Origin of the sequence: Mangrovibacter phragmitis, from assembly GCF_040429585.1 — a bacterium.
Classification (GTDB): Bacteria; Pseudomonadota; Gammaproteobacteria; order Enterobacterales; family Enterobacteriaceae; genus Mangrovibacter; species Mangrovibacter phragmitis.
This window is the reverse complement of the sequence record NZ_CP134782.1, coordinates 2,050,753-2,070,743: the sequence shown is the minus strand read 5'-3', so window position 1 is coordinate 2,070,743 and position 19,991 is coordinate 2,050,753. Positions and strand designations below refer to the sequence as shown.

Genomic DNA, 19,991 nt, shown 5'->3' with positions numbered 1-19,991 from the left:
GTACACGTAACAGCGCTACCTAAGGATTTTTTCTGGCCATCCATTTATAAACACTGAACCATCTGCCCTCAGGCGAATTTCAAGATTACGTTCAACGTTTCCACTACTCTCAATCCTCATATCGTAACGCCCTGTCAGGTAATTAAATTGCTGGTTCAAGGAACCTGCCCATCGGCGACTATTGTCAGGCAAATCTGAGTCATAAGGCCCATCGACCAAAACATCCGTATATCTAAGTAGCCGATCCGTCCCTGGTAAACACAACTCATCTAGTTCTTTTAGGGTATATCCACTAAATACCATCACCGAAAGTCCCAGCGACTGGGCTCCTTGTGCAACGACAGCCAAACCTTGTGCTTGCAATATGGGCTCGCCACCGAGAAAGGTCACCCCTTCAAGATCATATGTTTGGTACGCATTCTCCAACCATTCGAGAACAGATTCTGCCGAAACAAGATCACGTTCAACTAGCTGCAGATATCCAGGGTTACAGCAACCAAGGCAACGCTTGTTGCAACCTTGCACCCACAAGGCTGCTCTGCGCCCTGGCCCTTCAGCCTCGGTGCAAGCTAAGCGAGATGCTATATTCAGGTAATGCATAATTTCACTCCAACTCAAATATCAAGTTGCCACCTGCGATATGAACCTCAATCACTTTGCTTCGAATCTGATTAGAACCACCTATTTGTTCAAATAGAAAATCGGCTAATGGATCAATCAGTTTATTTGTTAGCGCGTTGGGGACGCCGCGACCACCCGTCCCGCGATCCACATCTTTAACCAGCAAGGCCAGTATCTCGGCCTCCTTAACAAACTTCAATTCCGAAACGCCCCATTTATCCTTCAACCCTTTGCGCAATTGCTCCAGCTTGGCGCGAGCGATGTCAATCAGAAAACTATCGTCACGCATAAAGTTAAATGGAATAATGTTAGCTTCGCCTATTCGTCCCAACAATTCTGGGCGCTTTAGCTCTTGCACGAAATGTTGCCGCACCTTTTGGATGAATTCATTCCGCACATCCTGGCTTTCATAACTAACCTCGGCTGCGCCAATATTTGAAGTGAATACGATGACGGTATCTGAAAACATTACCGTTTCACCCTTGCCATCCGTTAAGCGCCCATCTTCAAGAATCTGTAAAAACTTGTCGAGAATGCGCGGGTGCGCCTTCTCGATTTCATCAAACAGCAACAGGGAAAATGGCCTTTGTTTGACCGCATTGGTCAACTGTCCGCCTGCTTCGTAACCCACATATCCTGGAGGAGCGCCCACTAACCTCTGATCGGCATGTTCGTGATTAAACTCTGACATGTCGAAGCGAAGACAGGCTTCTTCGTCACCAAAAAGGAATTCGGCAATGGACTTTGCCAGTTCGGTTTTACCGACACCAGTTGGGCCAACAAAAAACAACACGCCCTTTGGAGTGCGTTGCCTGTAGGAGTGTTGAAGCCCCGATAGCCCCGTGAAGGCACGCACGAGGATGCGCCTTACCGATTCAATGGCTTCCACTTGACCTTTGACCCGACGCCCTAGTGTTTCGACAATGGTCTGAAGTTTTTTATGATCCAGTTGTTCCCAAGGACTGTGTCTGCGTCCGTGGCGATAAAGATTTAGTAAAGACAAGGCACTTGAGACTTCAGTCTCCTGTCGTGACAGTCGTGCCAGATTGTGAATGTCGCGGATACTCTGGCCTTCCAAACCGTCCACGAAGTCAGCCAATTCACGCCCTCCTTGCTGCAAAGGGGGCTGCAACCGAAACACTTCTTTCAAACCCAGTACAGCAGACTCGCGAACCTGTCTTGTCGGCAAGGGAATTGCTATTTCCCTAAATAATGGATTATTCAGATAGAGCGATGGTGGCAACACATTCAAGCCACCGCAAAGAAGCACCAGCAGTGATTGAGGTTGGCCAATGCTTTCAGCATTGCGAACCACGGCAGCATCACGAGTCGCCTGACCCAGACGCAGCAGCCAGCCGCGCTCGTTTTCACTCAAAGAGTTGACGCTACCAAACAAGTATTGCGTCCAGTCCAGAACAAAAGCTACCGGTTTTTCCCCACGCGGTTGTCGCAGCCATTGCGCAGCAACAGCCAGCAAGTCATCCGCGCTTGCCGAAATGCCGCTGGATGCGGGGCTCGGCACCGATGTAGTCGGCAATTCGCCCATATCATAGGCGCTCCCCTCGGAGGTGCTGGCTTTCACGGCATGTGGTGCAACTGAGCTTTGCAATTCCCCCCAGGTCCTCGCATCAACGCCGCTGACACCATTTACGCGGTTCCAGAAAACTACATGCTGATACCCTCGCTGACGGAGCAGGTGCATTAACGCGGCAGGCAAAGAAATCCATTGCCCGGGCGCTTCGGGATCGGAGGTCAAATCACCCGTGTTGCCATGCAATATCACACCGCGCCGTATGCCACATTCGCGGCGAAAATCTTCCTGCCAAGTCAACAGAGCTGAACTCATTTGCTTCTCTCCTGTGTAGCATCAGGGTAAGGGCGAGCATCCTGATCTTGATCATCGGGATTGACCCAAATCACGCGCTTGTCGCTCAGACTAATCCCGTAAGCATCTTGCAACGTTGCCATGACGGGGGCGACATCCTTCTCGCACGTTTTGCCTTTGTATTGATGAAATTTGTAGCTGAGGTGCCCGCTCAGGTTGACACGGAAATCTGCTTGCGCGCCAGCAGGACGACGGGCGCGAATCAGCACTTCGTCTTGCCCTTGTGATGTGAGATGTTCGGGGCCATCCACGACAAAGCCAGCTTGTTGCAGTGACAGATAAACCGCCCGCACGACTTCACGACGCTGACTTTCGTCTACGGCAACTTCATCCTGCTCTTGCGCCAGTTGCTGCAAGGCTTCAGCCTGCTCTTCAGGAGCAAGTCCCGTCGCATGAGCCAACGCCTCGCGCAACTTGGCGGCGCGCTCGCCGCCGTTCTTTTTCGCTTCCTGCTCCAACTGCTCTCTTTGCAGCGTAAGTACATCGGTAACCGCTTCACGCTGGGCACGATTTTTCATTTCCTGCAACTGACGTTCAGCATCATCTTCATAGCGCAGCCGAACTTCGCGCAAGGCGGCTGAAATTTGCGCTGAGGTCATGTTGCTGGTGAGATCGCCAAGTAGTCGCGCACGTAATTGCTGCAACTCAGCAAACGCTGCGTTGATTGCGACAGGAGTGCTCCAGCCGCTCAAGCCCTCGCGCCATGCCGCCTCAAGTTCAGACCTCATCTGCAACTGTCGTTCTGCTTCAGCTTGCTGCGCTTTGCGGAATGCTTCGGCGGCGGCTAGCTCCGCATCTTGACGGGAACGGCGCTGCTCACGCGCAAATCTTGGTAATCCATGAAATCGCCCCCCTAGGGAACGGCTCATATCTCTGGCAGCAAACGGGTCGGAGTCCAACAAAATCTCCATTCGGTCAAGAGCGATGCTCAACTCACGAAACTCTTCCGGAACTACGGCATCTAGTTCTTGACCGATGACATCATTCAATACGCTGCGGTAGCGTTCAAGGAATGGACGCGTTGTTTCGCGCACACGCTGTCGATCAAGCTCTTGCTTACGTTGCCGTTGAATTTGGTAGCGATATTCGTCTGCCCGACTCATGTTTTCATCTCCTTTTGTTTTTTCTGTTGTCTTGCTTCTGTGTATGCATACTTGGCGAGGCAGCGGGTACAAGTCGCGAAGGCGCATATGTCTTGGAGTCTTGTGTGTGAATGCCAAGCGACTGCGCCTTGTTGCGTAGGTTGATGTCATTACTTACAAACAAAACTTCATTCAGTCGGAAGAACAATGCAGTTGAAAGAATTGCATGGTCAGGCTGCTTGGCATCCCACTCTGCAGGCAGCAAGGCCGTATATTCTGTTGCATGGCGGATGCGAGATGAGGTCGCATCTAACTGGCGAATGGCTGCGCGCGCCTTGACCGCACGAGTATCATCTTCACTGGCCTTCAAACCATCCAATTCGCTCAGGACCCGATGGGGAACAACCGGAATATCATCTGAACGAAGATCCTGCAAAAGCTCAGGTCTTTCCATCAGAGCGCTGGTGTCGAACACTACGAAGCGGTGCCCATTCTCAACCGGGGCCAGCTTGTCCTGCGCCAGAAGATTCCAGCTTTCCACTGTTTTATTCAACGCATCCCAGAGGGGCGATGATGTATTTAAAGCGTGGAAATGCTCAGCTGCTTTGCGCCAAGCGCGCACGGAATTCAATGCACCTGGGGTCAGAGTGCGCACATCTATTTGGCCATTACCCGCCGCCTTCAACGCCTGATCGCCAATACTCCGGTAAATATCCTGGACTGCTGTCTCAATAATTTGCATTGGTTGCTGTATGGCGTGTGGGCCATACAGCTTCAACTCTTTGCGCTGCAATGCGTGCTCCAGCCACACTTGCCGTAATTCAATGGAAAGCAATTCTTCTGGAATTTCAGTGGATGAAGGCAAAGCCGATCGCAACTTTGCCAATGAGTCCAAGGCGAGAATGGGCGCTACATGACGCAGCAGCGCGGCTTGCAGCGGGGCCTCCTTGTCGGCAGACAAGACCTGAGCTATCTGAATTAATAGGGAAACGACATTTTCAGGATCAAGCTGATAGTGCGTATGTTTCAGCGACATTTCAATAGCTTTCGACAGAGATTCTTCCCAAGCAGCTTTCCAATCTTTCCTACCTGAGCGCCACAAACCAATTGCTTGTTTCGCAGGTTCCACCAGCGCCATCAGCTCATCCAATGGCCTCTCAGCGCGCATAGCAAGCCATGGCCAAACTGTTTCTCCGAGTTCATCGGAACTACGCCATGCAACGGGCATCAACGCAATTAGCGGATCATCGGATGGCTTACAAGAGAGCTCTAATTCTTTGCGTAGCGTTGCCCAAAACGCAGTTGCTGATTGGTCTTTCAATGTAACCGTCAAGCCGCATAAGCGCGGTTGTCCGGCCCAGTAGAGGCGGAAGATACCGGCCACTTCTACTTGCACGCTCAATGCGTCGTTCTGTGGCAGAGACAAGCTACGAAATCCTGGCATAATCCCTGCTGGGGTGGGCACGAGCAATGTGAACATGGTCGGTTGTTTGCCATTGGCAACCAGTTCTGGTGCGTTCACTTCGGACGATAAAACGATAGTGGGTGTTGTTGCATCCGCCGCTACAACCCCTTGCGCAACGATGCTGAACCGCGCCCTGGCTGTTACCGCTTTAGTTGCGGCAATGGGGCAAGCAGTGCGGGCCTCTTGTAAAACAGAAGAGTCAACGTTGGGCAGCAAGGAATCTGTCTCGCTTGTCAGAACATCAGCAAGCAAAATTTCCCATACCAGTTCTGGTTGCGCTTGCTCCAGCCAACCCTGCAATGCTGCATCACGCGGAGCACTCGCAGACAATGCGCCATCCTCGCTGCACGATAACTCGAGTCGGCGCTCTCCCCATGCCGCAGGCTGCACCACGGGCGCGATGCGGTCTATAACTGTCGCAGGGTTTTTCCAGTCATACGTTTCCTGTGCTATGGCGCGCTCAACCTGCGGCAGTGGATTTTGCGGCCTTAAAGCCTGATCCGCGACACTGACGCGACTGAAATCACGCTGACTGAGACGAGCTACATCATTTTGTGTGGGTTTAATCTCGTCGCTGATGGGGTCATAGCGGTGCCAGACCTTAACCGTGCGCGAGCGAACCGGCAGGCTGTCGCTACGCAAAAACTGCAAGCCGTCGGCAGTCAATTCAAGCTCAGTTAAAGGCATCTCAAGCCTATCCTGAGCGTAACGTTTGGGCAGTGCTCCCAAAGCGGAAAGTTCAGATACGCAGCCTTCCAGCAGTTCACGCACATCACCTGCACCCAGTTGATCGCGGAAAACACCCAACAAAGACAAGTTCTGTTTGTCGGGCAAATGGAGTCCAGGATCACACAGTCGCAACACCATCCGTTCAAATACTGTGGGCTTGCGCTCAGTGTGATAGGTCACATCGGATTCAATGCGATACAAGGGCAAAGGAACGGAAATTTCTGCTAGCTTCATGCTCGACCTCCCCGGCTACCATACTTGTCGTTTTTGGGCGCAGCCGTCCGATGAGTCGGGGCACTAGACCTGCCGCGCTGCTGTTCTTGCTGTTGGGGTAGCATGTCAGGCGACATCAATTGCCTTGCCGGAACCAGCCGTGCATCGCGCTCCAGTTGATCCAGGATGTCTTTGTAAACAGTTCGCTTGACACTGCCTGCGCTGTCCATGCGCGGCAAGTCCACCTCGTAAGAGGCATACATACTTTTCGCACCAAAGACGATCAGCAGTTCCTGCGCACGCGAAAATGCCACATTAATAAACTCAAACCGAGCAACATTGGCCTTGCTGGAACGACGTCGGGGTTGATTGCCTGAACGCAAGGGGTCGTATCCATCATGACGCACTAGGCTAACCAGCACGATGGACTTTTCTTTGCCCTGATAGCGAATCACGGTATTGACTTCCACATCCAGGCATTCAAATCGCCCGTTTGACTCTTTGGGTCTGCGGCGGCGGATCGCGGCACGAATTTCTCGGCATTGGTTGGCATAGAAAGACACCACGCCGACTTTGCGTTTGTTTGTTCGTGAGTAGCCTTGCGCAGCGGATTGCCGTTCGATTTGTTCTAGCGTTTCGGCGATCAACTCCGCTTCCAGCTTATTGGTGCGCCGTGGCTGGCTGCCGTCCATGTCCTCACGATGAATCTGGTTGTGCAGGTTGTAGGTTGTGTCCACCCACAACGCGTGGTCACCCGGAGTGAGCAAAGATGAGCCACCGTCAACATTCTTCAATGTCAGTCCGTGAACACGGCGAAGCTTCGGGTCTGGGTCATCATCAGGCCGAAGGAGGCCACATTCCAACTGCCCTTCGTAAAAATGGTTCACCATCGCCATGATTTGCGGATGCATGCGGAACTGCACATTGAGTCGTGCACGGTTGGAATCGTCCGCCATCTCGAAATGTGACTTGAACAGCGAGGCAGTGACCATCTTCTCGAAGCGGCGCAAGTTGTCGTGAGTCAGTAAAGTTTGCGCTTCTGCAACATTGCCTGTTCCGTTCTCCTCAGCATTGGCTTCGTTTTCCTCTACTTCATCCATGAAGCTACGAGCTTCGTCGCCTTCCTGGAACAGCGGAGGCAACTGACGGTGGTCGCCGACCAGCACAGCGCGACGCGCACGCATCAAAGGCATCAGCAATTCCAACGGCGTAGCCTTGCTCACCTCATCAATGATTGCGACATCAAAACTCGTCTGCCCGGCTTCATCAAGCGTGCGCTCGTTTTCATTGCAGGTAATGGCCACTACATTGCAACTTGCCAGAAAATCGGCGCCCAAGTTCTGCCAGTCTTCCTGTCCAGCATTGCTACGGCTCAAATCTCGCATCCAATCTTCCAGTAACAACCCCCATGTCTGGCGTTCATATTGTTGGCTAGCCTGGCGTTGTTCCAAGGCCCTAATGACTTGGTCAACGCTTCCGATGCGCTGTGACAAAGTTGCTGCAGGTTCTGTCGGCAAGCGGTTGCCTTGCGTGATCGCCTCTTCCTGTAACAGAGACTTAACCTTCTGCTCATGCTGCCAATGCTGTTCTTCCCAGCTGTCCATGTTGCTTTGAGCGCTGCGTTCTTGGTTCCTCGCTGCTTGCACAAGGCCATTGTTCGGTGCTTCAGGCACTGGCTGCGCCAACTGTGTCCGCAAGGATTGGTTCAGGCTTTCCGTCGCCTGTTCGATAACCGGCTGCATACTTTCTAGCGCACGCAGGCTTGCATCTATGTCGTCAGCCAGTTGAGTGGCGCTTTTAATCGGGGCGCACCATTCAGAAGCTTGGCGAAATAGGCCGTCATAACGGCTGAGCTCCAAGCCAACGCCAGCCTGCTCCAACTCTTTAAGCTCATTGCGCTTAGCTCTCCAAGCTCCTACGTAAGCATCGTCCTTCTCCATCTGCTCCATTAAAGCGCTAACCTCATTTCGGAGCGATTCAATGCGTAGCCGGGTGTTTGCATCCTGAATGGGGCCATCCGCTGCTTCACGCAGGCGTCGAATATCCGCGGCAATGGCTTCTCGCACATTCGTGAAACGCCGCCACCGGGTGAGCATATGCGCTAGCATCCCGCCCCGACTGCCCGCGTGAGCCAGCCAATCATCCATAGAAAATCGCACTAGCAATCCTGCCACCTCGCAAGAGGCAAGGCCTTGCACAAGATTTCTGGCGGGTATCTCTACATCGCGTAAGTCGCCATGCAGAGTATCTGCTTCACCGCGCAGGAAGAGCTGAACACTTTGCAGGCGCAGACGCTTGGCTTTGTCTTCATCCAGCATCGCGCAAGCAGCGTCATACACCTGCTGAGCCAGCCTTGTCTGACTGCGAGCTGATTCCAAATCCATTTCAAGTTTCCCGCGTTTGGCGTACAACTCCTTCTCGTCGTGCAGCACAAAGGCTGCGCGGTCATACCACTCTCGCAAGAAGCGCAAGTCTTCATCAACACGCTTCCACACTGTGAGGCGATCTTCTGTTTGTGCTGCCAAAGCCTTGTAGTAACGCTGCAAGGATGCATGCCCCGCGAAGGCAGCGCCATCTTCGGTCACTTTGCGTTCGTTCCGTGCCAAACGCACTACGCGCAATGAACCGTCATGGCTCAGCCTGTCCAGTGCGTTGTCTACGGCGGTATGCGCCTGCGATGCCAGCAACACCCGCTGCCCGCGCCGAGCTAGTTGGACGATGGCCTCGGCAATCACCGTGGTCTTGCCCGTGCCCGGCGGCCCTTGAACCAAACACAAATCCGGCGCAGAAAGAATTTTAACCACGGCTTCTTTCTGTGCTGGGTTGAGCTTGTCGTTAGCCCACTGCGCCACTGGCTCCAGACGCTGTGGCACGGAAACCTGAGCAGCTTCGAACAGATAATCAGTCAGGTATGGCGCATAACCACCTTGTTCCTGCAACTGTCGCAGCGCCTGTTGATGGCGTTTGATCAGGCTCATGTCGCCTGCGGTTGAAATGGACAGAAAGCCGGACTCCGGAATTTGATTCAGAATGCGCTCGCGCACAACTTCTGGTTCCTCGGCATTAGCAAGATCGTTCGCGTATTCTTCAGTCAGCGAGACAATCAGCTCGGCAAGCACGGGCGTAGGCCAAGGGCATTCCGGCAAGTTTTCGTCCTTGGGTAATTTACTTTCTTTCGGCAACGGTGCGGGCTTCGAGAGTTTGCCTGCCTGCCCCAGTCGGGGAAGGCGACGCTCCTCCCTTTCAGGCAACCCGAATATCCATGGGTCTTTGGATTGCATAGTCTGAAACGCTACCAGATCATCCCGCCCCAAGGCCTTGCGGTCTTTTTGCATGGTCTGAGCATTGTGCGAGATCAAGGAAAAAACCAACTGTTCGTCACGCCACTCGCGGCTGATGTAGCGCAAACCTCGCGCCTTGTGGCGAATTAGGCTTTCTTTCCATCGAAGAAATTCGGTCCACTCGGTCAACTGCTTTTCGGTTTGCTGCGTGATTGGCGGCAAGTCGGCCAGCAATTGCGGTGTGAGTAGGTTATTGACGCGCTGAATGCGTTGCTGGCCCTGCGCCGATTGCAAGCTGTCATGCACCGCAAATGCAGTGAATTCACGTTCGAAAGAGCGCGCAGGCAGGTCAGCCGTCTCAATAAAACCGTTGATTAGGAAGAGTGGCGAAGGTGATTCGGTGGGCCAGCTTCCCGTGGCGATGAAGGAGCATCCCTCCCGAAAGGGCCATTCTCTTCCCTCTGCATTAATCCTAATTGCCATCTGAGCATATCGTGGATTCGATTTGTCTCTCTGCCTATTGGAAACATAACCCGTAATTGGCATGTTATTTGGGAAAAGCAACTCGTATAGTAATTCTTCAGGATTACGACCAGAACACAAATTTCTAAATTGTTGGTGTCTCTTTAAAATAGCAGACAAAGTCCTCTCAATTTTACTTATATTAGAATAGTCGAGGGAAACATAAAGGTTCATTGTTTAGATAATCCATTACAAAATTTGATAAAATAAAATAGTTTAGCGCCACCAACTAATATCACTACAATTTAAAACTTAGGGTATGCCAAAAGTACATTTTTATTAGCCTTTGAAGTTATCAAAATTATGTAACGCTGAACAACATAAAGAATTTATCACTCCGGTAAGTGTCAAGGTAGTTGGCACCACGGGTTAATTTAAGCGGCCTGTTTTTCCCGCTCCGTATTCAGGGTTACCGGCTTCACGGCAGACATCCTTGACGGTACGTCCGGCTTCGACAGACTTCAGAACAGCAATGATCTGGTGTTCGGTGAATCGGGCTTTACGCATGGTGATCTCCTCAGGGGACATATTCAGTATGTCGTAAGATCTCTTAAAGTGAATGGTCCGGATTACAGGGATACTTACAAGCACATCACCAAGCGAGCTCACGTTCGTCAGAGCTAATCACTTCAAAGTAATCAGGCAGACCAAGTTCTCTATTTCCACGGAACCAGATATGGGTGTGTCCGAGAATCGTCAGAGATTGGTACAGTTCAGTAAGTTCTAACCTCATTGAATAGTCACCTTTTGAAATTATGGTGATGCAGCATCATACACAGTAATACAAATTATTATCACTGTCGTAGATATTACCGTACTTATAATATCCCACAAGATAACAACTAAGGTAAATTACCTGGAGCCCGTTACCTTGTGATCCGACTTCTGCCATTTTAGCAGATTTCTGGAAGTGGGATACGGTCAGGGAATCAGCAAAGCGCCCTTTTATGGGAGTGAGCGGCCGGTCACGGGCAGGGGGAAACACAACATATAGCAGAAAAATCAGATGATGCCGTGGCACATCTTGTGTTTCATGGCCGCTGCGTCCCGGTGCCACGCTGACAGATCCGGAACTTGGGGTTTTCGGATCTGCCATGAAAAAGAAAGAAATTAACATATGTATTACCTATGCATATCCTTGGCATCTGCATATGCTTACCCTATACAAACAACGGAAAGGCACATATACTTGACATATGCTTAAAGTTTTCCAGCAGCCCACACGGGCGGGAGATAAAAAAATGCGAACAGTATCTATTTTCAGGAACGGAAATAACCGGGCCATTCGACTTCCCCGCGATCTGGATTTTGAGGGCATCAGCGAGCTGGAGATTGTCCGGGAAGGGGACAGTATCATCCTGCGCCCCGTCCGGCCGTCCTGGGGATCGTTCGCCAGCCTGGAAAAAGCCGATCCGGACTTTATGGCGGAGCGTGAGGACGTGGTCAGCGATGAAGGGCGATTTAACCTGTGAACAGGATTTATATGCTCGACACGAACATCTGCTCGTTCATCATGAGCGAGCAGCCGGAAGCCGTCCTTAAACGTCTGGAACAGACGGTGCTGCGCGGCCACCGCATTGTGGTCTCGGCCATTACTTACTCTGAAATGCGCTTCGGCGCCACCGGCCCGAAGGCCTCGCCCCGCCACATCCAGCTGGTCGACGCGTTCTGCACCCGCCTCGATGCCATCCTGCCCTGGGATCGAGCCGCGGTGGATGCGACCACGGAAATTAAGGTGGCGCTGCGCCTGGCCGGCACCCCGATCGGCCCGAACGACACGGCGATTGCCGGGCACGCCATCGCCGCCGGTGCCGTGCTGGTGACGAATAATACGCGGGAATTTGAGCGTGTGCCGGGCCTGGAGCTGGAAGACTGGGTAAAATAATATCAGGAAATAATGACGGAAAATTTAAAGAATGAGTGAACTGAAAATTGACAATCCAGCCCAGAGATTGCTGGATTTACTTGAGAGAGGAAACAAATATCAGAGGACAGAAAACTGTCGCAGCGTCTGGCAAAAAATACTGCAGGTTGAAGGTATGGACGAACATTATCTTATCAACCGACTGGCATGCGCTATGGCACTGTCCAGACGCATAATCCAGGTCAGGGAAGACAACTTTTCCACGCTCCGTGGCAAATCAAATTACTGGAAAAGTCACGTAGATAAGGCTTTTTTCTCACAAAACTTAAATGATGGCTGGTATACATTCCGGGATAACATTGATGAGCGTACAATCACAGAACTTAGCATGCTGTCCGATCTGTTTGAAACTCGTGGGGCACATGCCGGTATAGCGGCAGATGAAATTGATGCCTTACTGGAGCGGATAACGCAACTGCGTCGTGAAATTCGGGAGAGCGGGCTTTCCGATACAATGAAAACACTGCTGCTGAAACAGATAGCGCAGATTCAGGAGGCGCTGGAGTCATACAGTATTTCCGGTGTGGAGCCGGTAATGGACGCTGTTCAGTCTACACTAGGTCTGGCAGTTCTGTATCCCGAATATCGTAATGAGATTAGCAAAGGCACAGGGAGCCAGTTCGGAGAGAAAATTTCGGCCCTGCTGACAGATGCTGCCAGTGTCGTCACTATCGCAGGTGCCATGCCCATGATATCCGGTGCAGTGCATACAGCTCTGACCTATCTGAGCAAATAATCCTCACAGGCACTGATGCTGAAGGTGCCTTTTTTCCTGCCTCAATCTGATGTTGTCATCCCATCCTGTTCTGTCATTGCTTAACTCACTTCCGGTTTTGCCGGAAATCGGATCTCAGGAGGAATGTAGAAGGATTTGTGCTGAAAATGCAATACTACAGATAGATTTTGAACCTAATCGCATTATTGAGTAATTGGCATCAATAATTGAAACAACTTACATAAATGTCAATAAAAGTGCGAGACTCTTATTCCCATGTTAATTATAAGCCCCTGTAGAGAGCGAGACGGTAGTGAACTTGCGGAACTAAGAATAAACTGTCCCAACCTTTCTAGGAAGCGGGAGTGTTCAGATGTACGACAGAGCCCTGCGCCTTTTGCACTAAAAAATTAAAGGACTGAACATGCCGACCACAGTAATAGCTGCCTTTAACGAATTTATGAAAGATACCGTGAATCTCAAAAAGGCAGATACCGATGACGCACGTGCAAGTCGCGACTGGCTTATCGGTAAGATTAATGATTTTGAGAAGGACGGAACATTTCCGGTTAACTATCCGGATATACACATTCCATTCGGCTCTTTTGCCAGAAGGACTAAAATACGCCCGCTTGACGATATCGATCTGATGCTCGGGTTATCTGCGGAATCGGCGACACACACGATATACAGCGATCACATAGCGCTGAATTCTTCCGGAGAAAATACGCGGCTTCACCAGTACAGGCATACTGGAGAAAATACCATCTGTTCTGTAAGGATCCTGAATGCCTTTAAGAACCGACTACAAGGTGTTTCTCAGTACGCACAGGCTGAAATCAGACGTAATCAGGAGGCCGTTACTCTCAATCTGAGCAGTAAGGACTGGAATTTTGACATCGTGCCCTGCTTTATTTCTACGGCAGATGTGTTTGGTAAGAGTTATTACCTGATACCTGACGGAAAAGGGCACTGGAAGAAAACCGATCCCCGAGTTGACCGAAACAGGGTTTCGGAAATCAATGTTAAAAATGACGGGAATGTCCTTAACGTCATCAGAGCAGTTAAATACTGGCAGCGGCGGCCTACGATGCCTGCGATGAGCTCCTATCTGCTGGAAACAATGATACTGGATTATTATACAAACAAGACAGACTGCTCAAAGTTTATCGATATGGAGCTTCAGGCCCTTTTCAATCATCTAGGTCTTTCTGTTAAGTATTCTGTTAACGACCCTAAGGGTATTCAGGGCGATATAAATACCCTGTCGATGGAAGCTCGTCAGAAAATTTCGGATAGATGCTATCTCGATGCGCAGAAGGCTGCGGAAGCGAGACAGTTCGAGAGGGATAAAGATTATGAAAAATCCATCAACAAGTGGCAGGAAGTGTTCGGCCCTCATTTTCCAGCTTACGGGTGAAATATGAATACCATTTATACAAACCAGTCGACTAGGGAAAACCTGGATTTACTGTATGCTCAGGCCCGTGTCTACGACAGGGTTAAAAGCTGGAACAGGCTTAATTTTATCTTCAGCATCATCGTGCCGCTCCTGCTTTCGCTCGTTACCGTATACAATCGGAGCCGGGGATTTGTCGATTCAGAGCTGCTGTCTTCGCTGTTGGGGATGTATGGACTCCTAGTACTTGCTTTTAACATTATCATCAGCGGACACATCTCGGCAATGCGCAGGAAGGCAGCCTCAATCCAGGAAAAGTACGACTGCAGGGTACTTGGCATCCGGCGCAATGAACTGAAGGTGGAGGATATTTCACAGGATGACATCATCCGGGCAGCTGCATATTTCAGAGACAGCCCGGAAAAAGCACGAAAGCGATTTGGCGAAGAGGGGTGGTATGTAAGTAAGGTGTATGACGCGCCGCTGGCCGTAATGGCGCTCCTGTGTCACGGAAAAAACCTCGGCTGGGATAAATCGCTCAGGGAAGTGTTGCATGTGTTTTATCTTTCAGCTTTCATTGTCTCGCCTGTCGCGATGCTTGTTTACGGCATCGCCATGAAATCCAGACTGAATGAGATCCTTTTCTATGTGGTATTCACTTTGCCGGTCATCCGTTATTTCTTGCTTCAGTTTCTGGATAACCGCAGCAGTATGAAAAGAAGCGAGAAGCTGAAAAAGTATGTTGAGAAGGAATTATCAAATATAAAGGTGTCCGGCAGGGTCGATTATGACACTTTGGGTTACACCTTGAGAAATATTCAGGACGAAATCTTCTCTTACCGAGCTTCCTGTCCTCCTGTGCCTAACGGAATTCAGCGCACTATGAAGTTTAAAAATGAACAGGTTTATGACGATTATTTCGAATTAAATTTAAAAGAACTTCATTTGCCTGATTAACTTTTTTATCAACTCCGGGATGCTTACCCACCATCCTGGAGATTAATAAATTAAAGTTGAGTTCCCTCTGTTTAGCTTACTACCTAGAATGCCTACTCAAGGTGATGGTCATTATTGAAAATATGTAGTGATTGCTGGTAAATTATCACAATGATATCCTATCATTAGGATATGCATAAAATTTTCATCACCTATGGAAATCCATAAAACCAGTATCTTTGAATGCATTATAATTGCCAATTTGTTTATTTATTTCAATTTCATAATCCAAGCTTACACAAGGAACCTTAATGCCATTTAATAAGATATAATCTTGATTTTTTTCCCATTCCTTGTTTTTATGCCATCCTAATTCATCTTTATTCTCTGGGTCCCCCATTATTTCAATGGTGATACCTTTATACGTAAAAGTAAAATAGTATGATTTTATGTTTCCTGATGTTGTTTTATATAAATTCCCATTGAAATTTTGAGTGATTAATTTGCATATTTCATTGGCTCCTTTTTCTGTTGTGATTATATCAATGTCATTGGCATAAATTTGGACACCTCGTAAATACCTATTTGCCCCTCCGGTAATATTCCATTCGTCTGTAATGGGCTGTAGTAGCGATGTTAATCCTGTGACTGCATTGATAAATTTTTCGCTTTGAAAATTATTTTTGTTATAAAGTCTCTGGATCCATGAGTGCCTTATACGTTCATTGTTTTTCTGATAGATTCCTTTATTAATACTAGGCGCTACGAATATTTCATGTTCGTATTTTGAATAAATATAAGAGACGAAATTTGGAGATTTGTGTTTATTGATTTCTATAAAGTCATCTATTTTTTTCATCTCATGATGAGCCCTAAGAGAACCGGATGCCTCTGAAAATAAATTATAAAAATTATTGAAAACCAATATTCCAAATATTGTTCTGCTGTATTGAAAATCTAAGTTATCAGTCACAGAGGCATACATTATAATGATGATTAATATTAGTGCAAATATAGTTACCAAAAGATAGCATAGCTTATCATGGAAAGTTTTGATATATAAAATAGAGTTCCAGTATGCATTTTCTTGTATGAGGAGTGTTAATTTCTCATAATGATGATTATTATCATCTTCCGCATCGCCATCAATATAAAGCCTTTCACGATAAAAATTATCCTCACCTATAATTCCTCTCAACATTTCTAATCTTTTTGTTGAGATGGCTTTTGCTGCATAATCAGTTTTATAATACATTGCGATCCAGGTGATAAGTTGTATTAAAAAAGTGAAGGTAGCAATGCTGTAGAGCCAATGAGAATTTAAGAAAATTCCAGCGATCGACAGGCATGAAATTATAAACGTTGCAAAGCTAATACACTTAGATAAAAAATCAACTTTATCAAAATAAAAAGCACTTTTTTTTAATTCCATTATTCTGTCTTATTCAATTATTTTCTGTATTTTTACATAGGAAATGACAAAGTCAAGATAGTTAGAAGGCAATTATAACGGTAAGTGTCAAGGTAGTTGGCACCCGTGTTAATTTAAGCCGCCTGTGTTTCCCGCTCCGGATTCAGGGTTACCGGGCCTTCCTGCTGCCAGTTTCTTGTTCTGCCTGACCACCGCTCAGGATGCGCTTTCTGTGCTGTCCGGTACAGCTCATCACTCCGCTTCAGCAGGGCATTATCTTCTCCACAGTGAGCTGTCCCAGCGTCACATCCTGTATCCCGCTGTGCCGGTGCTCTTCATTGTACCAGTGGGTAACCACTGCGTGCTTCATTCAGCGTTCTAAACCCTGACGACGGCCACTGTGGCACATATTCCAGAGTCCGGAACAGAGATTCTGCATCACGTCAGCTATGTGTGGCAGCTCGGTTGCCGCCATACCGTTACCCGATTGAAGATAACTACAATTTGTATTATAATTTAATGAATACAATTTGTAGTTATACAGGTAGCGAGATTGAATCCATGCCAGATCTGAAAGAGATTTTAAAAAATAGTCTTTTTAATCAAGTTGATGATAGCGTTTCTGCGCCTATATCTATCCGCCTTCCTACCATTTTAAACAACGAGTTGGACGAACTATCTTTAAGTCTTGATCGCTCTAAGAGCTCGCTAATCAGCGAATTTATCAAGGCCGGGGTCGTTACTGCTAATGAGCTACTAAAGGAGCACTCTCTGATTAGTGCTGAAATGAAAGAGCAGCTAGTTGATCAGCGTGAAGAAAGCGCAGCCAGCTTCCTTGATAGGAAAGCCTTCATGTTGAATACGAACTACAACAACGATGTTGAAGCGCATTTCGATATGGTTAAAAACCAAGAGGCTGCGGCTTTTTGCGAAGGTTGGAAGGAGTACATCTGCCAGCTTTCTAAAGGTGATAAGGTCTTTATGTATCAGAGTGGCGTAGGCATCATTGCTTCTGGTGTTGTGGATGGTGAGCTTGTGAAAAGCGAGCATTACGGCATAGCTGATGATAAATACGCTAAACCACTCAAAGATTTTAAAACCGGCTTCAAGGCTATCTCCGCGCGTCGCTTTAAAGAGTTAACCGGAGGCGGAGCTAATTTCCGTAGAACGATGATTGAACTCACTTCTATGCAGGCTCATGCTATTGAGCAAGAGATTGATAAATTAACAGCTAAGAAGTGATAATCTTCAGATAAGAAAAGGGTCCTTCAGGGCCCTTTTGAATAAGACTGGATTAATCGTCTAGATCTTCATCATAGCTTTCTTCTTCTTCCTCGTCATCGTATTCGACGTACACGTTGACGTTTTGAATAAAATCATCAGGAGGAGTAAAGTAGGTATCTATCGGACTATCATCAGGGTGTTCGTACTCATCACGTTCGTCTAATGGCCCTGGTGTTACATGGGTTTCACCCCAATCATCAACATAGATACCGTTATTCACAGTTCCATTGCCAGGCACTTCATGAACTAAATTAAAACCAATAGGAGTGTTGTCATCTGGATCTCCGTTTTCCGCAAATACAGGCTCTAAGTCAGAAGGGGATAAAGGTAATTCTTCACCGTCGACAATCATTGAAGAAGGTATTTCAACAACTAAGTCCCCGACTTTTTTCCTAATCATATCATCACTCATAAAGCCCCCACGCTATGCCTTGTCAGAAGAAAGGGGATTAATCCCCAGCGAAACAGCTTATAATAAATGGGGATGAAAAAGGTGAAAAAAAGAGGGCTGAAAATTTTAACAAAGAGGCATAAAGTCCCTTTGTATTTAGCGTGCCAACACGCCCTACCACTGAACCCAGGCGCGTGGTTAAGGCAGAACAGAGCACCTAAGTGACCCGCTGTGCTGCCAGTGTGACCGGGATGGTCACCTACGTACCAGCATGCAGACCCACACGCAGCTGCGACGCAGGGTATCCTGTGCCATTTCATTCTGGGCGGTGATATGCCGTCTGGCCGCCTGAACCGTGTCCTGTGTCAACAACACTGCCTAATGACCGCTTTCTGGTCTTATATCAGTGTTGCTGCTGACCCCTGGGATATCAGTGCGTAGCCATTCTGCATAATACAGCGCCCGTCAATGCCGAGTGCCCCTGTCAGGTCTGACAGCGTATTCAGCTGGGCGGTTCGTGTCTGGCCGGTCTGTCCCCCCACCCGGACGAGATAGTTGCGCACCACCGTGGCTGCAGCACAGGCCATCGCACAGGCCAGGCCCTGTGCGTGATCATACTGATACCCGGTAATGCCGGTTTTCGGATCTGCGCGGCGGGAAACCGGTACATAATATGATTTTATGATGAATGAAATAAAATCATATTAGATATGATATTTGTCATTTTATACATTAATGATATCTGATGTTATATAAACATATTATTGTTAAATCATATCAGGCATGGTATCAGTCCGGATTCAGCATTATCAGACGGAGTGTGCAGGATGGATAACGACGTGACGTTTTCACTCAGCTACGAGCAGCTTTTAGAGGTAACTGAAAACGAGATTAAAAGATGTGATCTTCGCCAGGGCACCGACCACTATGTCCAGGCGCTGACGAAAGCCCATGACTTGCTGCATTTCTGGCATACGCTCGTGATGCGTGGCTATCCGCTCCTGCCTGACGTTGAACGCGTGAACAGGGACTTTGAGTATCTGGCTTCACTCATGAAAGCTGGCAAAAGGGAGGATGCGTGACGGCAGAAAACGCCCGCCGGCCGTCGCCACTGCAGAAAAGGATACTGATTGTGCTGGCCGCCCTCGATGCAAAACGACCGGGGCCGGTAGCCACGCGGGATATAGAGCGGATGCTGGCGCAGGCCGGGGAAGCCCCGGTGTACGGGCCGAACCTGCGGGCCTCCTGCCGCCGGATGGAAGCTGCGGGCTGGCTGCGCACCCTGCGCGCCCCGAACCTGCAGCTGGCCGTCGAACTGACGGATGCCGGCCGCAAGATTGCAGAACCGCTCTACCAGGAAGCACTCGATGCTGAAACTGCACGACAACGCCAGACAGAAGTCCGGTGTTTGCCATTACGCCAGACGGCTGCCAGTGACGTGGTGGCGTTGCAGCTCGGTGATGAACATTACACCCTCCGGGAAGCGGCTTATGTGGTCCGTCTGAACGGTACCACCTGTCTGCAGTTGACGGATGCCGGTGGCATACGCCAGATGAAGGAGGGAGATCCCCTGCAGGTGGCTGACTGGTATCAGGCCTGTTTTGATGCAGGCCTGCCGGTCACTGTCCAGGTGAATGAGAGCCGGGACTGACCGCCACCACACCCACTGGTTATCGAACGCTTGCTCGTAATATGGCCGGGCAGGCGTGATTTAATGTAATTTCAGACTTAACTATCAAATTAACTACATGATTTTAAGGATAAAAATGGATTCTCTCTTAGCGATTTTAGGTGGGGTTGGTTTAGGTGCCATTTTAAAATCAATTGTGGATTATTTTTTAAATAAAAAATCTGGTAGCAATAAAACTCAATATGCTGAAACTTGTGACGCATATATCGGGATTCTTTTGGCGTTACATAAGATATCAGTCATAAAAAATCATGAGACATCTAAAGATTTTGGGCTTGCACACATGAAGGTCAGGCTATTTGGTTCAGACAAAGTTGCCAGTCTTATAAGTGAAGCTGTTTATACTGATGATGAAGCCAGGAAAAATGAAATTTTAGAAAAAGACATGATTGATGCGATGAAAGATGATTTACGTAGCAAAAGGACGTAATCAAACATCCTGT

Annotated in this window: 17 protein-coding genes and 1 pseudogene; 9 read left to right on the top strand and 9 right to left on the bottom strand. The window is 48.7% G+C overall.

Going from position 1 to position 19,991, the window contains the following annotated elements; all coding sequences use genetic code 11:
• Nucleotides 1–15: 15 nt before the first annotated feature.
• From MPHASIOC01_RS10165 to MPHASIOC01_RS10140, 6 genes and pseudogenes are all read right to left on the bottom strand, one after another.
• Nucleotides 16–600: a 4Fe-4S single cluster domain-containing protein gene (locus MPHASIOC01_RS10165; RefSeq protein ID WP_241501937.1), complete on the bottom strand. Its 585-nt coding sequence runs from the start codon at nucleotides 598–600 to the stop codon at nucleotides 16–18.
• A gap of 4 nt (nucleotides 601–604) precedes the next feature.
• Nucleotides 605–2,467, bottom strand: coding sequence for an AAA family ATPase (locus MPHASIOC01_RS10160; RefSeq protein ID WP_353614526.1), 1,863 nt, complete (start codon nucleotides 2,465–2,467; stop codon nucleotides 605–607).
• On the bottom strand, nucleotides 2,464–3,609 hold the full coding sequence (locus MPHASIOC01_RS10155) for a hypothetical protein (RefSeq protein WP_353614525.1): 1,146 nt from the start codon (nucleotides 3,607–3,609) through the stop codon (nucleotides 2,464–2,466). The genes MPHASIOC01_RS10160 and MPHASIOC01_RS10155 overlap by 4 nt, the downstream gene beginning before the upstream one ends.
• Before the next feature lie 4 nt (nucleotides 3,610–3,613).
• Nucleotides 3,614–6,016: a PIN domain-containing protein gene (locus MPHASIOC01_RS10150; RefSeq protein ID WP_353614524.1), complete on the bottom strand. Its 2,403-nt coding sequence runs from the start codon at nucleotides 6,014–6,016 to the stop codon at nucleotides 3,614–3,616.
• The gene (locus MPHASIOC01_RS10145; RefSeq protein WP_353614523.1) at nucleotides 6,013–9,972 is read right to left on the bottom strand and encodes an AAA domain-containing protein; all 3,960 of its coding nucleotides are present in this window, start codon (nucleotides 9,970–9,972) and stop codon (nucleotides 6,013–6,015) included. The genes MPHASIOC01_RS10150 and MPHASIOC01_RS10145 overlap by 4 nt, the downstream gene beginning before the upstream one ends.
• Nucleotides 9,973–10,200: 228 nt before the next feature.
• Nucleotides 10,201–10,305, bottom strand: a pseudogene (locus tag MPHASIOC01_RS10140) (transposase); the annotation flags it as partial.
• A gap of 734 nt (nucleotides 10,306–11,039) precedes the next feature.
• On the opposite strand from MPHASIOC01_RS10140, the gene vapB reads away from it, so the two are divergent.
• The 5 genes from vapB to MPHASIOC01_RS10115 all read left to right on the top strand — a co-directional run bounded on the left by vapB (nucleotide 11,040) and on the right by MPHASIOC01_RS10115 (nucleotide 14,793).
• Nucleotides 11,040–11,270: a type II toxin-antitoxin system VapB family antitoxin gene (vapB, locus tag MPHASIOC01_RS10135; RefSeq protein ID WP_353614522.1), complete on the top strand. Its 231-nt coding sequence runs from the start codon at nucleotides 11,040–11,042 to the stop codon at nucleotides 11,268–11,270.
• Complete coding sequence (locus tag MPHASIOC01_RS10130; protein WP_353614521.1) at nucleotides 11,267–11,683, top strand: type II toxin-antitoxin system VapC family toxin; 417 nt, start codon at nucleotides 11,267–11,269, stop codon at nucleotides 11,681–11,683. Before vapB ends, MPHASIOC01_RS10130 begins: the two co-directional genes overlap by 4 nt.
• Nucleotides 11,684–11,837: 154 nt before the next feature.
• Nucleotides 11,838–12,458, top strand: coding sequence for a hypothetical protein (locus tag MPHASIOC01_RS10125; protein WP_353614520.1), 621 nt, complete (start codon nucleotides 11,838–11,840; stop codon nucleotides 12,456–12,458).
• Nucleotides 12,459–12,861: 403 nt separating this feature from the next.
• Nucleotides 12,862–13,857: a nucleotidyltransferase gene (locus MPHASIOC01_RS10120; protein ID WP_353614519.1), complete on the top strand. Its 996-nt coding sequence runs from the start codon at nucleotides 12,862–12,864 to the stop codon at nucleotides 13,855–13,857.
• 3 nt (nucleotides 13,858–13,860) lie between these two features.
• Nucleotides 13,861–14,793, top strand: coding sequence for an S-4TM family putative pore-forming effector (locus MPHASIOC01_RS10115; protein ID WP_353614518.1), 933 nt, complete (start codon nucleotides 13,861–13,863; stop codon nucleotides 14,791–14,793).
• A gap of 187 nt (nucleotides 14,794–14,980) precedes the next feature.
• On the opposite strand, the gene MPHASIOC01_RS10110 is transcribed toward MPHASIOC01_RS10115, so the two are convergent.
• A complete protein-coding gene (locus tag MPHASIOC01_RS10110; RefSeq protein ID WP_353614517.1) occupies nucleotides 14,981–16,204 on the bottom strand; it encodes a nucleotidyltransferase domain-containing protein in 1,224 nt (407 codons plus the stop codon).
• A 540-nt stretch (nucleotides 16,205–16,744) separates the two neighbouring features.
• Here MPHASIOC01_RS10110 and MPHASIOC01_RS10105 point away from each other — a divergent pair.
• The gene (locus tag MPHASIOC01_RS10105) at nucleotides 16,745–17,425 is read left to right on the top strand and encodes a hypothetical protein (RefSeq protein WP_353614516.1); all 681 of its coding nucleotides are present in this window, start codon (nucleotides 16,745–16,747) and stop codon (nucleotides 17,423–17,425) included.
• Between the two features lie 52 nt (nucleotides 17,426–17,477).
• Here MPHASIOC01_RS10105 and MPHASIOC01_RS10100 read toward each other — a convergent pair whose 3' ends face one another.
• Nucleotides 17,478–17,879 (bottom strand): hypothetical protein, encoded by a 402-nt coding sequence (locus tag MPHASIOC01_RS10100; RefSeq protein WP_353614515.1) that lies wholly within the window; start codon nucleotides 17,877–17,879, stop codon nucleotides 17,478–17,480.
• Nucleotides 17,880–18,256: 377 nt separating this feature from the next.
• Nucleotides 18,257–18,445: a hypothetical protein gene (locus tag MPHASIOC01_RS10095; RefSeq protein ID WP_353614514.1), complete on the bottom strand. Its 189-nt coding sequence runs from the start codon at nucleotides 18,443–18,445 to the stop codon at nucleotides 18,257–18,259.
• 240 nt (nucleotides 18,446–18,685) lie between these two features.
• Here MPHASIOC01_RS10095 and MPHASIOC01_RS10090 point away from each other — a divergent pair, with 240 nt between their 5' ends.
• From MPHASIOC01_RS10090 to MPHASIOC01_RS10080, 3 genes are all read left to right on the top strand, one after another.
• A complete protein-coding gene (locus MPHASIOC01_RS10090) occupies nucleotides 18,686–18,940 on the top strand; it encodes a hypothetical protein (RefSeq protein WP_353614513.1) in 255 nt (84 codons plus the stop codon).
• A 50-nt stretch (nucleotides 18,941–18,990) separates the two neighbouring features.
• Nucleotides 18,991–19,509, top strand: coding sequence for a hypothetical protein (locus tag MPHASIOC01_RS10085; RefSeq protein ID WP_353614923.1), 519 nt, complete (start codon nucleotides 18,991–18,993; stop codon nucleotides 19,507–19,509).
• A 115-nt stretch (nucleotides 19,510–19,624) separates the two neighbouring features.
• Nucleotides 19,625–19,978, top strand: coding sequence for a hypothetical protein (locus tag MPHASIOC01_RS10080; protein WP_036114497.1), 354 nt, complete (start codon nucleotides 19,625–19,627; stop codon nucleotides 19,976–19,978).
• Nucleotides 19,979–19,991: the final 13 nt, after the last annotated feature.

Bases quoted from the DNA above. Each gene is read 5' to 3' on its own strand.
- MPHASIOC01_RS10165 (WP_241501937.1), bottom strand. From the start codon at position 600: ATGCATTACCTGAATATAGCATCTCGCTTAGCTTGCACCGAGGCTGAA.
- MPHASIOC01_RS10160 (WP_353614526.1), bottom strand. From the start codon at position 2,467: ATGAGTTCAGCTCTGTTGACTTGGCAGGAAGATTTTCGCCGCGAATGT.
- MPHASIOC01_RS10155 (WP_353614525.1), bottom strand. From the start codon at position 3,609: ATGAGTCGGGCAGACGAATATCGCTACCAAATTCAACGGCAACGTAAG.
- MPHASIOC01_RS10150 (WP_353614524.1), bottom strand. From the start codon at position 6,016: ATGAAGCTAGCAGAAATTTCCGTTCCTTTGCCCTTGTATCGCATTGAA.
- MPHASIOC01_RS10145 (WP_353614523.1), bottom strand. From the start codon at position 9,972: ATGAACCTTTATGTTTCCCTCGACTATTCTAATATAAGTAAAATTGAG.
- vapB (WP_353614522.1), top strand. From the start codon at position 11,040: ATGCGAACAGTATCTATTTTCAGGAACGGAAATAACCGGGCCATTCGA.
- MPHASIOC01_RS10125 (WP_353614520.1), top strand. From the start codon at position 11,838: ATGGACGAACATTATCTTATCAACCGACTGGCATGCGCTATGGCACTG.
- MPHASIOC01_RS10120 (WP_353614519.1), top strand. From the start codon at position 12,862: ATGCCGACCACAGTAATAGCTGCCTTTAACGAATTTATGAAAGATACC.
- MPHASIOC01_RS10115 (WP_353614518.1), top strand. From the start codon at position 13,861: ATGAATACCATTTATACAAACCAGTCGACTAGGGAAAACCTGGATTTA.
- MPHASIOC01_RS10110 (WP_353614517.1), bottom strand. From the start codon at position 16,204: ATGGAATTAAAAAAAAGTGCTTTTTATTTTGATAAAGTTGATTTTTTA.
- MPHASIOC01_RS10105 (WP_353614516.1), top strand. From the start codon at position 16,745: ATGCCAGATCTGAAAGAGATTTTAAAAAATAGTCTTTTTAATCAAGTT.
- MPHASIOC01_RS10100 (WP_353614515.1), bottom strand. From the start codon at position 17,879: ATGAGTGATGATATGATTAGGAAAAAAGTCGGGGACTTAGTTGTTGAA.
- MPHASIOC01_RS10095 (WP_353614514.1), bottom strand. From the start codon at position 18,445: ATGGCCTGTGCTGCAGCCACGGTGGTGCGCAACTATCTCGTCCGGGTG.
- MPHASIOC01_RS10090 (WP_353614513.1), top strand. From the start codon at position 18,686: ATGGATAACGACGTGACGTTTTCACTCAGCTACGAGCAGCTTTTAGAG.
- MPHASIOC01_RS10080 (WP_036114497.1), top strand. From the start codon at position 19,625: ATGGATTCTCTCTTAGCGATTTTAGGTGGGGTTGGTTTAGGTGCCATT.